Raw genomic sequence first — 15483 nt, forward strand, 5'->3', positions numbered from 1 at the left:
CCGGTCCGCCCAAGGTCGTGTCCTACGCCCGACGTCACGCTCGTCCGCGAGCGGCCTCAGGCCGGCTGCAGGAAGCTGTCGAGCACCATCTTGCGACCGGCCTTGTCGAAGTCAACGGTGAGCTTGTTGCCGTCGACGGCGGCTACGTCGCCGGGGCCGAACTTGGTGTGCAGAACCCGCATCCCGGCCTCGAAGGCCGAGGGCGTGCCGGTGGATTTGGCGATCAGCTCGCCCTCGATCTGTCGCGGGCCGCCGCGCCCGCCGCCGGGCGAGGCGCCGAAGCCGCGGGCGGTGGTGTGCGCCGCGCCCTTGCCGAAGTTGCTCTGCTGCCCGGTATTGGCCTGCGCCCGCTGCCAGCCCGGCGTGCCGTAGCTCGAGCCGAAGGGCTGCGGGTTGCGGTCGAAGCGCGAGGCGCCGGCGGAGAAGTGGGCCGGCGCCTCGATCACGTCGACCGCCGATTCCGGCAGCTCGTCGATGAAGCGCGACGGGATGGTCGAGGACCACAGGCCGTGGATGCGGCGGTTGACGGCAAAGGACAGCTTCGCGCGCTTGCGGGCCCGCGTCAGCCCGACATGGGCGAGGCGACGCTCCTCCTCGAGGCCCGCGCGGCCGCTCTCGTCGAGGGCGCGCTGGTTCGGGAAGAGGCCGTCCTCCCAGCCGGGCAGGAACACCGTGTCGAATTCCAGCCCCTTGGCCGCGTGCAGGGTCATCAGCGAGACGCGCTCGGCGCCCTCGGCCTCCGAGGCCTCCATCACCAGCGAGACGTGCTCGAGGAAGGCGCCCATGTCGGGGAACTCCTCCATCGAGCGGACGAACTCCTTGAGGTTCTCCAGCCGCCCGGCCGCGTCGGCCGACTTCTCCTTCTGCCACATCTCGGTGTAGCCGGATTCCTCGAGGATGGTCTGCGCCACCTCGGAATGCGGGTTGCTCTCGACGAGCCGCGCCCACCGCGAGAAGCTCTCGGTGAGCGCGCGCAGCGTCGAGCGCACGCGGGGCTTGAGCTCGTCGGTCTCGCAGAGCTTTCGCGCGGCATGGAGCAGCGGGACCTGCTCGGCGCGGGCGTAGAGGTGGAGCTGCTGCAGCGTCGCGTCGCCCAGGCCGCGCTTGGGGGTGTTCACGATCCGCTCGAAGGCGAGGTCGTCGGACGGGTTGTTGGTCGCGCGCAGGTAGGCCAGCGCGTCGCGGATCTCGGCGCGCTCGTAGAAGCGCGGGCCGCCGATCACCCGGTAGGGCAGGCCGAGCTGGACGAAGCGGTCCTCGATCTCGCGCATCTGCGCCGAGATCCGCACCAGCACCGCGATCTCGGAGAGCGGGTGCTGCTTGGCCTGGAGCGCCTCGATCGATTCCGCCAGGAGCCGCGCCTCTTCTTCCGAATCCCACGCGCCCGACACGGTGACGGGCTCGCCGAGCTCGTCCTCCGTGCGCAGGGTCTTGCCGAGCCGGCCCTGGTTCTTGGCGATCAGGCCCGAGGCGGCGGCCAGGATGTGGCCCGTCGAGCGGTAGTTGCGCTCGAGGCGGACCACCACGGCACCGGGAAAATCGTGCTCGAAGCGCAAGATGTTGTCGACCTCGGCCCCGCGCCAGCCGTAGATCGACTGGTCGTCGTCGCCGACGCAGGCGATGTTCTTGCGCACCTGCCCGAGCAGCCTGAGCCAGAGGTACTGGGCGACGTTGGTGTCCTGGTACTCGTCGACGAGGATGTAGCGGAACCGGTCCTGGTAGTTGGCCAGCACGTCCGGATTCTCGCGCCACAGCTTGAGGCAGAGCAGCAGCAGGTCGCCGAAATCGACCGCGTTGAGCGTGACGAGCCGGGCCTGGTAGGCGGTGTAGAGGTCGCCGCCCTTGCCGAAGGCGAAGGCCTGCGCCTCGCCGGCCGGGATCTGGTCCGGGCCGAGGCCGCGGTTCTTCCAGCCGTCGATGACGTGGCCGAGCGCGCGTGCCGGCCAGCGCTTCTCGTCGATGTTCTGGTCCTTCAGCACCTGCTTCATCAGGCGCAGCTGGTCGTCGGTGCCGAGGATCGTGAAGTCGGATTTCAAGCCCACCAGCTCGGCGTGGCGGCGCAGGATCTTGGTGCCGATGGCGTGGAAGGTGCCGAGCCAGGGCATGCCCTCGCCGGCCGGCCCGATCAGCGTGCCGATGCGGTGCTTCATCTCCCGCGCGGCCTTGTTGGTGAAGGTCACCGACAGGATGTCGAATGGCCGCGCCCGGCCGGTCGTGATCAGGTGGGCGATGCGGGTCGTCAGCACCCGCGTCTTGCCGGTGCCGGCGCCGGCCAGCACGAGGACGGGGCCCTCCGTCGCCTCGACGGCGCGGCGCTGCTCGTCGTTCAGGCCGTCGAGATAGGAGGACGCGCTCGGGCGCAAGGCCCCCATGGCGCGGGCGGCGATGGAGCTGGAGCCACGCTCCGCGTCGGAAGGCGGCGTCGCATGCGAAGAGTTCGGCATGGGCAATCCCTGGACCAAAACGCGAACGGCGTCGAGACCCGGACGCCGAGGCCTCGACGCTGAGGCGCGATCGCCGAGGCCCGGACGCAATGTCGCCGCCCCGCGCAGCCGCCGGGCGGGAACTTGAAGCAGGCCGGCCGCTTGCTCACATCATCGACAGACACCCCCCACACAGGAGCGCCCGATGCGCATCGTGCCGATCGCCATTATCGCCGCCCTCGCCGCCACGCCCGCCCTCGCGCAGGTCCGGCAGGGCAACCCCGACGCCGCCAACGAGTCCTTCGCCCGCCAGGGCGAGTCCCGGGCGCTGCAGCAGAACCTCACCTCGCAGAACAACACCACGCGCATGGAGATCCAGCGCAGCCAGCAGATGCAGGCACCCCAACCCACCCCGGGCGTGATCGTCGCCCCCCGGCGCTGAGCCGAGCCCGCGGGCGTTGAACCGAGGCCGCGGGCGCCCTGGCGCCTGCGGTCCCGCGCCGTGCTATGCCCGCCGTGAACCCGCCGGGTGGCGCGGGGTGCATGCGGAACGATCACGGTGCGTGACCTCCTGACCGCGCTCGCGGGCGCCGTCATCCTGATCCTCGTCGCGGCGCTCGCGGTGCCGCCCTTCATCGACTGGCCGGCCCATCGCGCCTTCGTCGACGCGACCGTGAGCCGGTCCCTCGGCCTGCCGGTGCGCAGCGAGGGCCGCATCGACGTGCGGCTGCTGCCCTCGCCGCGCCTGCGCCTCGACCGCCTTCATCTCGGCGACGAGCCGGGACGGCCCGCCCTCGATCTGCGCTTCGTCAAGGCCGAGCTCGGCCTGAGCCCGCTGCTGGCGGGCGCGTTCCGCTTCACCGAGAGCCGGATCGGCCGCGCCGAGGTCAAGCTGCCGGTGACCGAGGGCGACGCCCTCGTGGTGCCGGCCGGCCTCGGCGAGGCCCTGCGCGGCCGCGACCTCGCGATCGAAGACCTCCACGTCCAGCAGCTGCTGCTGACCACGGTGGTGCCCGCGACCGGGCGCACCGACCAGTTCTACGCGGAAGCCGTGCAGATCCAGGCGCCGGCCCTCGTCGGCCCCTGGCGGGTCGCGGGCACCAGCGGCGGCCTGCCGTTCACCCTGGTCAGCGGCGAGCCGGCGGCGGACGGCGCCGTCGCCCTGAAGCTCTCGGGCGGCGGCGACGCCCATCCGCGCTTCGAGGCCGACGCCCGCGTCGCCTTCGTGCCGACGGATCCGCGCGGCGGCGCCCGCAGCACCGAGCCGCGCCCGCTCGTCGCCGAGGCCGAGGGCAGCGCCCGCCTCGTCGTCGGCCCGCCGGCCCAGGCCGCCGGCGCCTACCTGCCGTTCGCGCTGGGCGGCAAGTTCAAGGCCCGCGGCGCCCTCGTCCGGTTCGAGGGCGTCAACGCCGAGATCGATCCGGGCGGGCAAGCCTTGCGGCTTTCCGGCAGCGGCCAGATCGACCTGCGCCGCTGGCGCGCGGGGCTGACCCTGGAGGCGCGCCGCCTCGACCTCGACGCCTTCCTGCTCTCGCCGGGCGGGCAGGCCTTCGTGGCGCGCGGCCTGCCCAAGGTCGGCGCGAAATCGGGTGGCGGCCTGCCGGTGATGCTCGACCTCGACCTCTCGGTCGAGGCGGCCGTGCTCGGCTTCGAGGAATGGTCCAACCTCAAGGCCACGGGCACCCTCGACCGCACCGGCGGCCTGCTGCTGCGACGCTTCTCGGCCGTGGCGCCGGGTGCGGCGACCGTCACGGCCAGCGGCGAGATCGACACCGATCCGAGCCCGCGCTTCACCGGCCCGGTCGCGCTCGCGGCCGCGGCCTCCGACGGGCTCGGGCGCTACCTGCGCCGGCTCGGCCTCGACGGGCCGCCGAGGGCGCTGCTCGACGGGCGGCCGGTCGAGGTCTCGGCCGAGGTCTCGGCGGCCGGCACCGCGTTCTCCCTGCGCAACCTCCGGCTCGCGCTGGGCGAGGCGCAGGTCACCGGAAATGCCCGCTACACCCCGGCCGAGGGCCGGACCCGCGGCCGGTTCGACGCGCAGATCCGCGCCCGCGGCCTCGACGTCGCCGGCCTGCCGCCCCTCGGCAACGCGCTCGCGGGGCTGCACGGCCACGACCTCGGCCTGACCATCGAGGCGCGCGACCTGCGCTACGGCGCGACCGGCACCCGGAACGGCACGCTCTCGGCCAGCATCCAGTCGGACGGCGCCGCCCTCGTCGTCGACAGCCTCGACGTGACGGACCTGGCCGGCGCCAACGCCAAGCTGTCCGGGCGGATCGGCGCCGACGGCACGGGGCGCGTCGCCGGCCGGCTCTCGGCCCCGGTGGCGGCGCCGCTGCTCGCCCTGGTCGACCGGGTCTGGATCGCAGAGACGCGCCTGATCCCGGCCTTCCTGCGCGCCGGCGCGCTCGACCTCGCCGTCACGCTGGAGCGCGACGCGGGCGACGCCGACGCGCTGCGGCTCGCCGCCACGGGCCAGGCCGCGGGCGGCAGCCTCGACCTGTCGCTGGTCAGCCGCGCCGGCGCGGTCGAGGGGGCGAGGATCCGCCTCGCCACGCCGCGGGCCGGCACCTGGCTCGGCCGCACCGACATCGCCGGCCTGCAGCAGCCGGCCGACCTGAGCCTGGTGGCGGCCCGCGCGGCCGACGGCGGCCTGACGCTCCAGGCGACCGGCACGATCGCCGGCGCCACGCTGTCGACCGCGACGCCGCTGCGGCTTCCCACCGAGGGCGGCCCGCCCCGATCCGGCGCGCTGCGGATCGAGACCGCCGACCTCGCGCCGTTCCTGACGCTGGCGGGCGCCGCCGCCCTCGCGCCGGGGCCGTGGCCGGCCGACCTTTCCGTCGCGCTGACCCGGCAGGGAGACGACGCGCGTGCCGCGCTCGCCGGCCGGATCGCGGGGGCGGCCCTCGATGCGACCCTCGTCCGCGCGCCGGACGGGGCGCTGTCGGGCACGGCGCGCCTCGCCCGCCTGTCCCTGCCGCACCTCGCGGCCGCCCTGGCGATGCCGGCGGGCGCCGCCGGCCGGTTCGGCCCGGTGCCACCGCCGGGACCGCCGGTCTCCCTCGACCTCAGGGTCGACCAGCTCGAGCTCGGGCGCGGGCTCACCGCCTCGGGCGCCGCCATGGCGTTGGGGTTCGAGGAGGGGACCCTGACGCTGCGCGACCTCTCGGCCAGGCTCGCCGAGGGCCGGATCGCCGGCTCGGCGACCCTGTCGCGGCGCGGCGGCCTCGCCTCGATCGCGGGCGAGGGCACCGTCGCCGAGCTGTCGATCCCGGCGCTCGCGGGGGGCGGCCCGCTCGGCGGGCGCCTGTCGGCGGCGCTGCGCTTCGGCACCTCCGGCGAGACGCCCGGCGCGCTGGCGGCCAACCTCTCGGGCACCGGCAGCCTCACGCTCGCCGCCCTCAACCTGCCCGAGACGGATCCCGCCGCCGTCGGGCGCGCCCTCGTCCGCGCCCTGCAGATCGAGGACCCCTTGCGCGACGGCCGGCTCCAGGCCCTCGTCGCCGAGGAGCTGTCGAAGGCCGCCACCGGCACGACGCAGCCGGCCTCGGCGCCGGCCACCATCATCGGAGGGGTCGTGCGCGCCGGGCCGCTCGACCTCGATTTCGGCGCGGCGCGCTGGAACGGGACGCTCGGCTACGATCTTCGAACGAGCCGGCTCGACGCCCGCGGCACGCTCGGCGGCGGTGCGGCGCCGAAGGGCTGGAGCGGCGGGCCGCCCGCGATCCAGCTCGGCTTCGCCGGCCCGCTCGCCGCGCCCGAGCGCAGCCTCGACGTCGGCCCGCTCACCACCGGGCTCGCCGCCCTGGTGCTGCAGCGCGAGCTCGAGACCATCGAGCTGATCGAGGCCGACCAGATCGAGCGCCAGCGCCGCCGCGCCCGGATCGAGATGGACAAGGCCCGCGCCGCCGCCCTCAAGGCCGCCGCCGAGAAGGTCGCTGCGGAAAAGGCGGCTGCGGAGAAGGCGGCCGCCGACAGGGCCGCGGTCGAGGAGGCCGCCCGCCAGGCCCGGCTCAAGGCGCAGGCCGCCGAGGAGGCTGCCCGCCGCGCCCGCGCCGAGACCGCCGAACCGCCGCCGGCCGAGCGCCCGCTCGACATCCGCCCGCCGCCCGCCCAGCCGTGATGCGCGTCCTCCCTCCCCCGCAGTGGGGGGAGGGCGTGTTCCTATCTCGGCGGCGTCACCCCGCGTCCCCTCAAGCCTTCCCCACCGCCGCCAGCGCGAAGCCGTAGATCAGCGCCACCTCTTCGAGCCGGTCGAAGCGGCCGGCGGCGCCGCCGTGGCCGGCTTCCATGTTGGTGCGCAGCAGGACCGGGCCGCCGCCGGTCATGGTCGCGCGCAGGCGCGCCACCCATTTCGCCGGCTCCCAGTAGGTCACGCGCGGATCGGTGAGGCCGCCGAGCGCCAGGATCGCCGGATAGGCCTTGGCCGCGACGTTGTCGTAGGGCGAGTACGACAGGATCGTCCGGAACGCCGCCTCGCTCTCGGCGGGGTTTCCCCATTCCGGCCATTCCGGCGGGGTCAGCGGCAGCTCGGCGTCGAGCATGGTGTTGAGCACGTCGACGAAGGGCACGTCGGCGACGATGCCGGCGAACAGCTCGGGGGCGAGGTTGGCCACCGCCCCCATCAGCATGCCGCCGGCGCTGCCGCCATGCGCGACGATCCGCTTCTCCGACGTGTAGTTCGCGGCGATCAGCGCCCGGGCGCAGGCGACGAAGTCTGAGAAGGTGTTGGGCTTCTTCTCGCGCTTGCCGTCGAGGTACCAGCGCCAGCCCTTCTCGGTGCCGCCGCGGATGTGGGCGATGGCGTAGACGAAGCCGCGGTCGACCAGGCTCAGCAGGTTGGTGCGGAACGCCGCCGGCATCAGCGTGCCGTAGGCGCCGTAGCCGTAGAGCAGCAGCGGCGCCGACCCGTCGAGGACGAGGTCGCGCCGGTGCAGCAGCGAGATCGGGACCTGCTCGCCGTCGGCGGCAGTCGCGAACAGGCGCCGGGTGACGTAATCCTCCGGCGCGTGCCCGCTCGGGATGGTCTGGCGCTTGCGCAGGAGCCGGGCGCGGGTGGCGCAATCGTAGTCCCAGGTCTCCGTCGGCGTCGTCATGGACGAGTAGGCGAACCGGATCGTCGCCGTCTCGAACGCGTAGCCGGGCTGGAGGCCGAGCGAGTAGGCCTCCTCGGCGAACGCCACCGCATGCTCCTCGCGGGTCGCGAGGTCGCGCACGATGATCCGCGGGCGGGCGTTCTCCACCTCGAGGCGGACCAGATGCGCCGCGAGCACGTGCAGGTGGCGGATCATGGTGCCGGCGCGGTGCGGCACGAGGTCGGTCCAGTGCGCCCGGCCCGGGTCGGCCACCGGGGCGGTGACGATCTTGAAGTCCTCGGCGCCGTCGGCGTTGGTGAGGATGTAGAGATCCGTCCCGCGATGCTCGACCGAGTAGATCAGCAGCGGCTCGCGCGGCTGCACCACGCGCAGGCGCCCGTCCGGCGCGGCGCGGTCCAGGAGGTGGACCTCCGAGGTCTCGTGGTCGCTCGCGGTGATGGTGAGGTAGGCGCCCGACTGCGTCGCCCCGATATGGACGAAGAACCCGGAATCGCGCTCGGTGTAGACCGCGAGGTCGTCGGCCTGGTCCGCGCCGAGGCGGTGGTACATCACCCGTGCCGGCCGGTGGTTGGCGTCGACCGCCACGTACCAGAAGCCCATGCCGTCGGCCGACCACACCGCCTCGCCGGAGGTCGCCTCGACCCGGTCCGGCGCGTCGGTCCCGGTGGCGAGGTCGCGTACGCGGATGGTGTGGAGCTCCGAGCCCTTGGTGTCGGCGCCCCAGGCCAGGCGGGCGTGGTCGTCGGAATGGGCGGCCCCGGCGATCTCGAAGAACGCCTGGCCCGCGCCCTCCTCGTCGCCGTCGATCAGGATCTCCTCGGCCCCCGCGTCGTCGACGGAACCGGTCGGCCGGCGACAGATCAGCGGGTGCTGGCCGCCGTCGCGGTGGCGGTTGTAATAGGCGAACGGCCCATCCGGGGTCGGCACGCCGCTGTCGTCCTCGCGGATGCGGCCGCGCATCTCGGCGACCAGGGTCCTGCGCAGCGGCGCCGCGTCGGCGAGCGCAACCTGCGCGTAGTCGTTCTCGGACTTCAAGTAGTCCGCGATGTCCGCGGGCAGGGCTGCCGGGTCCTTGAGGACATCCTGCCAGTTCTCGGCCTTCAACCAGGCGTAGTCATCGGTGATGGTGCGGCCATGGACGACGTAGCTGTGCGGCCGGCGCGGCGCCTTCGGTGCGTCGGATGCGGGCGGGACGTGAGCCGTTTCGAACGCCATCTGAAATTTCCCGTGGAGAATCTTCGAGCCTGCGCATGTGCCGTGCGGCCCGTTCCCGGACAAGACCCGGCGTCGAAACGCTCGCGATCGGATGGTGTTGGCCGGGCGGGGCATCGCGCGGACGGGGTGCCCGGGCCGAGCGCGGCCGCGCCAGGGTTTGACCAGGACGAGGGCTTGGCGAGGACTTGGCTTGACAGCTTTCGCCGCGAGGCTCTCGGTGGCGGGCGGCGGCGTGGCGTCCGCCGAGGGAGGCGCAATCAGAGGTAGCGAAACTCGCCGCCAGCACTTCGCCCTTGAGTAGGCATCTGTTTCAGCGATGTCGGCAAGCTGAAATATTCTTCCGGATAGTTGACGTTGCGTATCCAAGCTGCCGTCGAGCAACTTGCGGCCGATCTGCAAATATCCTATTGAGATGTCGTGGCGAAAGGGGTCGCCGCATTTCACTCAGCACTTGCGGGCAGGACGACCATTGTTGCGGGAATGCCCGCATCGCACCACGAGACGTCGGGGCCGATGGTCCGCGCCGCTCGGGACGCGTCGACTGCCTCAGCGTCCAGGGGACATCGCCGAACATGAACGACACAGACACCACGGTCGATTACGTGGAACTCGCCGCCGACATCGTGTCGGCTTACGTCAGCAACAATCCGGTCCCCCCGGGCGAGCTGGCGCAGCTGATCGGCCGCGTCCACGCTTCGCTGGTGCAGGTCGCGGGCGGGCAGGTCGAGGCGGCCGCCCCCGCCGGTCCGCTGACGCCGGCCGTGCCGGTGAAGAAGTCCGTCACCGCGGACCACATCATCTGCCTGGAGGACGGCCGGACCTTCAAGTCGCTCAAGCGCCACCTGCGCGCCAAGTACGACATGAGCCCCGAGCAGTACCGCGCCAAGTGGGGCCTGCCGCCGGATTACCCGATGGTCGCACCGAACTACGCCAAGGCCCGCTCCGACCTCGCCAAGGCGATCGGCCTCGGCCAGACCCGCAACGGCAACTACGACGAAGCCGCCTGAGGCGGGCGGAGGCGAAGCCGGGGCGCACCCGGCTTCGCTCGCGCTGCCAGAGGAACGAACCTTGCACTGCCTCAGTCCTGTCCCGTGAGCGGTCTGTTCCGATGAGCGATCCCAAGATCCCCACCGACGACCTCGACAAGGCGAACGACGTCCTGGCGGAGTGGGCCGCCCGGTCCGCGGCCGACAGCGACGGGCTGGTCGAGCGGCTCGCCGCGATGGGCTACGACGTTCGCGGCAAGTCCGAGGACGAGATCGCCGAGGTGCTGAAGCATCCGCCGACCCAACCCACGGCGTGAGCTGCGGGACGCTCCACAGCGCGCGGGCCGTCAAGTCTTGATCTAGGACGATTTTCAAGACTCTCCTGTTTCCTTCGCCGTGACGAAGATCGTTCGCGTTGGGAACAAAACATGAACAAAACTCCTCAGGCCCGGACCGCCCGCCCCGTGGCCGTGCCGCGCGCGGAGGCCGCGCTCGGGCGCGCCGGCGAGCGGCTGCTCGCGGCGCTCGCGCCCGAGGGCGCCTACGCCTTCCCGGACCCGCTCGAGGATGCGATGCTGATCGTGCGGTGCGGCGGCGGCGTCTCGCTCGGCGGCGGGCGCTTTCCCGCGGCGTCGGGCGAGCGCCTGCTGGCCGCGGACCTCGCCCACCGCGAGCCGGGTCCGCGCGGCCGCATCCTGCTGGCGCCGGCCGGCCGTGCCCGCCTCAGGCGCGGCGACGCCCCGGCCGGCGAAGCGTTCCGCGGCCAGCATCTCGACCTCGTGGTGGAGGGCGAGGGGGCGGAGCGACGCCTGCGCGACGCCGCCGAGAGCCCGATCGCCTGGATGGTTCGGCGGCGCGGCCGGGACGAGGCGCCCCTCCTCGACCGGGCCTCGTTCGAGGCCGGCGAGCGCCTGCGCCGCGACATCACCACGGGCCTGATGATGCCACGAATGGGCATCGACTGGAGCGCGATCCGCGTCGACGGTTCCGGCCCGCGCGACGCCGCCGGCGCCTCGGATGCGATGATGGCGGCCCGTGCCCGGGTGGAGCGGGCGATGGCCGCGGTCGGCCACGACCTGTCGGGCTTGCTGATCGACCTGTGCGGCCACGTGAAGGGGCTCGAGCGGATTGAGGAGGAGCGCCGCTGGCCGGCGCGCTCCGCCAAGGTGGTGGCGAAGATCGCCCTCGGGCGCCTCGCCGAGCATTACGGCCTGCAGCGCGAGGCGGTCGGGCCCGACCACGCCCGGATGCGGCTGTGGCGGGACCGGGCGTAAGCCCCGCGCGCTCAGGCGGCGAGGCGGACCGCGTCGCGATGGATGCGGTCCGCCATGGCGCGGACCCCGTTCGAGCGCTGCGGCGTCAGGTGCTCGCCGAGGCCGAGCTTGGTGTAGAGCGCGAAGGCGTCGGTGTCGGCCGCCTCGCGCGGGGTCTTGCCGTTGAACAGCGCCACCATCAGCGCGACGAGGCCGCGCACGATGTGGGCGTCGCTGTCGCCGCGCAGGTGCAGGCGCGGCACGTCGCCCGAGGCGTCGACGTTCAGGTCGATCCAGACCTGGCTGGCGCAGCCGATCACCTTGTTCGACTCGGCATGCAGGGCCGGGTCGGCCGGCGGCAGGGTGCGGCCGAGCTCGATCAGGTAGCGGTAGCGTTCTTCCCAGTCGTCGATGAATTCGAAGTTCTCGACGATGGTCTCGATCGGAGGCAGCATGCTCGGCCGGTTTCGTGTCGGGGGGCGCGGGATATCCCGGATATAGGTCGCCGCCCCGGCCGATGCGAATCGCGACGCCCGCTCAGGCCGGGTCCTCGACCCGCGCCTCCGGCAGCTGCAGCCGCAGCGGATCCTCGGTGGTCGCGACGCCGGTGACCGCGATCTCGGCCTGGGCGGCGTAGGCCGCGATCAGCCGCGGCCCCAGCTTCGGGATGTTCGGCCGACCCGACTCCGCCTGGTCGCCGGCGCCGGAGACGATCGAGAGACGCACCGGCGCACCGGGGGCCGCGTCGATGTCGATGGCGATCGTGCAGGCGACGCTCTCGGCGGTGGCGTCGAGGCATTCGGCGACGATCTCGGCGACGATCATGCCGAGGGCGTTGGCGGTGCGCGGCTCGACCAGGCTGGTGCCGGCGCCGCCGAGATGGACGCCGATGCGGCCGGCCCGGCGCAGCTGGCCGAGGCCGGAGGCGAGCCGGTGCAGGTAGTCGCGCAGGTCGATCGAGGCGATGTGCGGCGCCTCGTGCAGGTGCTGCTGCACCAGCGCGATCGCCCGCACCCGCTGGCCCAGCGCCTCGAAGCTGCCGCGGCAGGGCTCGGGCGCCGCGCGGCCGTAGAGCCCGATCAGGCTGACCATCACCTGGAGGTTGTTGCGGACCCGGTGGTAGACCTCGGCGAGCAGGGTCTCCTTCTCCTGCAGCGCCTCCTCGATATGCACCTCGGCATGCTTGCGGTCGGTGATGTCGAAGCACGAGCCGAGATAGCCGCGGAACTCGCCGTCCTCGGTCAGTGGCCGGGCGGTGTCGAGCAGCCAGCGATAGGCCCCGTCGTGGCGCCGCAGGCGGAACTCCACGGTGAACGGCTCCCGCGCCGTGAACGCGGCCGAGACGATGCGCGCGTGGCGCTCGAAGTCGTCCGGGTGGAGCCCCGTGCGCCAGCCGGCGCCGAGCTCCTCCTCCAGCGGCCGCCCGGTGAACTGGAGCCAGCACTCGTTGTGATGGATCGCGTGGCCGAGATGGTCCGAGCGCCACATCATCAGCGGAACGTCGTCGGCGAAGCGCCGGAACTCCGCGCTGACCATGGGCGCTCCCGGCTCGCTGTCCTGACCGCCCGCACCGGCCGGCTTCGACTCACCGTTCATGATCTTCCCGATCCGCCCCTGTTCCGACCTGATGTGCGCTAGGCAAGCGCCGGTCAACGTGTCGGGCGATGGGCCGTTCCGATAGGGACGACGTCCTGTCACCCGCGCGGCCCCGCCCGGCCTCCCGGGCCGGCGGAACCGCGCGGTGGGCCGCGTCTCAGCGCGGGTCCGGCGGGCCCTCGCCCTTGCCGACGAAGGGGATGCCGTCGATCGGGCATTCCTCGGTGCCGACGCCCTGCCGGGTGATGGCGCGCACCGCGTCGCGGGTGGCGTCGGGGTCCTCGATCCAGCGGCGGTAGAAGTCGTAGGGGCATTCCGACAGCCCGTGCCGGTTCTCCTTCGAGTTGATCATCCCGGTGTAGCCGCGGTGCAGCAGCTTGAAGAGGTGGTTCTCCGACTGCCCGTGCGCACGGAAGTCGCGGATCAGGAACTTCGACAGCGCCGCGTACTGGATGCCCATCTCCTCCTCGCCGCACTCGCCGAGGGTGCGCCCGTCGAAGCCGACGATCGCGGAGTGGCCGAAGTAGCTGTAGACCCCGTCGAAGCCGGCCGCGTTGGCCACCGCCACGTAGGTGTTGTTGGCGAAGGCCATCGCCTTCGACATCAGGATCTGCTGTTCCTTGGCCGGGTACATGTAGCCCTGGCAGCGGATGATGAGCTCGGCCCCGCGCATCGCGCAGTCGCGCCAGATCTCGGGATAGTTGCCGTCGTCGCAGATGATCAGGCTGATCATCAGGCCCTTCGGCCCCTCCGAGACGTAGGTGCGGTCGCCCGGGTACCAGCCCTCGATCGGCGTCCAGGGCATGATCTTGCGGTACTTCTGCACGATCTCGCCCTGGTCGTTCATCAGGATGAGCGTGTTGTAGGGCGCCTTGTTCGGGTGCTCCTCGTGGCGCTCGCCGGTGAGCGAGAACACGCCCCAGACCTTGGCCTTCCGGCAGGCGGCGGCGAAGATCTCGGTCTCCGCCCCCGGCACGGTGGAGGCGGTCTCGTACATCTCGCCCGCGTCGTACATGATCCCGTGGGTCGAGTATTCGGGGAAGATCACCAGGTCGAGGCCCGGCAGGCCGGCCTTCATCCCGACGATCATGTCGCCGATCTTGCTCGCGTTCTCCAAGACCTCGGCCTTGGTGTGGAGGCGGGGCATCTTGTAGTTCACCACCGCGACGCCGACGCTGTCGGCGCTGGACGAGATGTCTCCGTGCATCATGGCGTGGGTTCCTCCTGGCTTGGGTTCTTGCCTCCCCCGCGAGAGGGGGAGGGTGAGCTGCAGCCTTAGTGGCTGATCATCCACGGCCGCGCGTTCGGAAAGCTCTTGGCGGCCGTGGGGTTGGACTTCGCCTTGGTCCCGCTGCAGCAGCCGCAGCCGGCCCCGTGCGCGGACGACTTGCGGGGCGCGTGCGCGCTGCGCTCGTTGGTGGCGAAGGCCTTGCGCCGGCCCGCATCCATGGAGGCGCGGTTCGGCGCGGTGAGGAAGGCGCGCCCGCACGCCGCCCCGCAATCGGGACAGTCGTGCGGGTCCCTGAACTGCGCCATCGGGCGCAGCACCGTGAACGGCCCGCAGGCCTCGCAAGCGTAATCGTAGACGGGCATTCGAGCGCTTTCAGGCAGGGTGCACGCGGTCTGCCGCCCGGAAGGCGCGGCAGACCCGAAGACTACAGATCCGGCGAGAGCGGCATCTGGATCGAGCCGTCGAGGAACTTCGTCGGCCCGGCAGCAGTGGGATTGATGTCGAACTCGAAGATCTTGGTCGGAATCCACAAGGTCGCGCAGGCGTTCGGGATGTCGACGACGCCGGAGATGTGGCCCTGGACCGGCGCGGTGCCGAGGATCGAGTAGGCCTGCGCGCCCGAGTAGCCGAATTTCTTGAGGTACTCGATCGCGTTGAGGCAGGCCTGGCGGTAGGCCACCGTCACGTCGAGGTAATGCTGCTTGCCGTGCTCGTCGACCGAGACGCCCTCGAAGATCAGGTGGTCGTCGAACTTCGGGGTGATCGGCGACGGCTTGAAGATCGGGTTCTTGATCCCGTACTTGGCCATGCCGTCCTTGATCAGGCTGACCTTGAGGTGGACCCAGCCCGCCATCTCGATCGCGCCGCAGAAGGTGATCTCGCCGTCGCCCTGGCTGAAGTGCAGGTCGCCCATCGAGAGGCCGGCGCCGGGCACGTAGACCGGGAAGTAGATCTTCGAGCCGCGCGACAGGTCCTTGATGTCGCAATTGCCGCCGTGCTCGCGCCCCGGCACCGTGCGGGCGCCGGCGGCCGCCGCCTTGTCCTTCGCCTCGCCCTTGAGCCGGCCCATGTGGGCGGTCGGCGCGAAGGGCAGGGTGGCCAGCGCCGGCACGCGGTTCGGGTCGGTGTCGAACAGCGCCTTCTCGCGGGTGTTCCAGGTCTCCAGCATCTTCGGGTCGGGCAGGCAGCCGATCAGCCCCGGGTGGATCAGGCCGGGGAAGCGCACGCCGGGGATGTGGCGCGACTTGGTGAACATGCCCTCGAAGTCCCAGATCGACTTCTGCGCCTGGGGGAAGTGCTCGTCGAGGAAGCCGCCGCCGTTGTTCTTCGAGAAGAAGCCGTTGAAGCCCCACTGGCTCTCGGGCTTGGCGCCGATGTCGAGGAGGTCGACCACGAGCAGGTCGCCGGGCTCGGCGCCCTCGACGCCGATCGGGCCGGAGAGGAAGTGGACGATCGACAGGTCGATGTCGCGGACGTCGTCGGCGGAATCGTTGTTCTTGATGAAGCCGCCGGTCCAGTCGTAGGTCTCGACGATGAAGTCGTCGCCGGGCTTCACCGTCGCGACCATCGGGATGTCCGGGTGCCAGCGGTTGTGCACCATGTCGTTGTCGTAGGCCGATTGCGTCAGGTCGACCTTGATCAGCGTCTCGGGCATGTCTCGACTGTGCTCCCTGTTGTTCG

General features: G+C 72.1%; 12 protein-coding genes. 5 read left to right on the forward strand and 7 right to left on the reverse strand.

Translation table 11 applies throughout. From position 1 onward, the window contains the following. Window positions 1-56: 56 nt before the first annotated feature. On the reverse strand, window positions 57-2444 hold the full coding sequence (locus MKK60_RS27365; protein ID WP_243950874.1) for an ATP-dependent helicase: 2388 nt from the start codon (window positions 2442-2444) through the stop codon (window positions 57-59). Window positions 2445-2628: 184 nt separating this feature from the next. Here MKK60_RS27365 and MKK60_RS27370 point away from each other — a divergent pair, with 184 nt between their 5' ends. Together MKK60_RS27370 and MKK60_RS27375 are read left to right on the forward strand one after the other, a co-directional pair. After that, window positions 2629-2865, forward strand: coding sequence for a hypothetical protein (locus MKK60_RS27370; protein ID WP_147843467.1), 237 nt, complete (start codon window positions 2629-2631; stop codon window positions 2863-2865). Between the two features lie 117 nt (window positions 2866-2982). Further along, window positions 2983-6549, forward strand: coding sequence for an AsmA family protein (locus MKK60_RS27375; protein ID WP_243989199.1), 3567 nt, complete (start codon window positions 2983-2985; stop codon window positions 6547-6549). A 70-nt stretch (window positions 6550-6619) separates the two neighbouring features. Here MKK60_RS27375 and MKK60_RS27380 read toward each other — a convergent pair whose 3' ends face one another. Further along, window positions 6620-8737, reverse strand: a complete 2118-nt coding sequence (locus MKK60_RS27380; protein ID WP_243989200.1) for a S9 family peptidase — start codon at window positions 8735-8737, stop codon at window positions 6620-6622. Between the two features lie 572 nt (window positions 8738-9309). Between MKK60_RS27380 and MKK60_RS27385 the strand changes: the two genes are divergently transcribed. The 3 genes from MKK60_RS27385 (at window position 9310) to MKK60_RS27395 (ending at window position 10997) form a co-directional block, all read left to right on the forward strand. Further along, window positions 9310-9744, forward strand: coding sequence for a MucR family transcriptional regulator (locus MKK60_RS27385; protein ID WP_147729091.1), 435 nt, complete (start codon window positions 9310-9312; stop codon window positions 9742-9744). 101 nt (window positions 9745-9845) lie between these two features. Then, a complete protein-coding gene (locus tag MKK60_RS27390) occupies window positions 9846-10040 on the forward strand; it encodes a hypothetical protein (RefSeq protein WP_147729092.1) in 195 nt (64 codons plus the stop codon). A 111-nt stretch (window positions 10041-10151) separates the two neighbouring features. Beyond that, window positions 10152-10997, forward strand: coding sequence for a DUF6456 domain-containing protein (locus tag MKK60_RS27395; RefSeq protein WP_243989201.1), 846 nt, complete (start codon window positions 10152-10154; stop codon window positions 10995-10997). An 11-nt stretch (window positions 10998-11008) separates the two neighbouring features. Here MKK60_RS27395 and MKK60_RS27400 read toward each other — a convergent pair whose 3' ends face one another. The 5 genes from MKK60_RS27400 to fmdA all read right to left on the reverse strand — a co-directional run bounded on the left by MKK60_RS27400 (window position 11009) and on the right by fmdA (window position 15457). After that, window positions 11009-11431, reverse strand: coding sequence for a SufE family protein (locus tag MKK60_RS27400; protein WP_243989202.1), 423 nt, complete (start codon window positions 11429-11431; stop codon window positions 11009-11011). A gap of 82 nt (window positions 11432-11513) precedes the next feature. Continuing rightward, complete coding sequence (locus tag MKK60_RS27405) at window positions 11514-12512, reverse strand: sensor histidine kinase (RefSeq protein ID WP_243989219.1); 999 nt, start codon at window positions 12510-12512, stop codon at window positions 11514-11516. A 217-nt stretch (window positions 12513-12729) separates the two neighbouring features. Then, window positions 12730-13782 (reverse strand): aliphatic amidase, encoded by a 1053-nt coding sequence (locus MKK60_RS27410; RefSeq protein WP_147842655.1) that lies wholly within the window; start codon window positions 13780-13782, stop codon window positions 12730-12732. Between the two features lie 65 nt (window positions 13783-13847). Then, window positions 13848-14165 (reverse strand): FmdB family zinc ribbon protein, encoded by a 318-nt coding sequence (locus tag MKK60_RS27415; RefSeq protein ID WP_243989203.1) that lies wholly within the window; start codon window positions 14163-14165, stop codon window positions 13848-13850. A gap of 62 nt (window positions 14166-14227) precedes the next feature. After that, entirely contained in the window at window positions 14228-15457 is a 1230-nt protein-coding gene (gene fmdA, locus MKK60_RS27420) for a formamidase (RefSeq protein ID WP_147726952.1), read from the reverse strand. Between the last annotated feature and the right edge of the window lie 26 nt (window positions 15458-15483).

Source organism: Methylobacterium sp. J-092, assembly GCF_022829325.1.
In the GTDB taxonomy this organism is placed as follows: Bacteria; Pseudomonadota; Alphaproteobacteria; order Rhizobiales; family Beijerinckiaceae; genus Methylobacterium.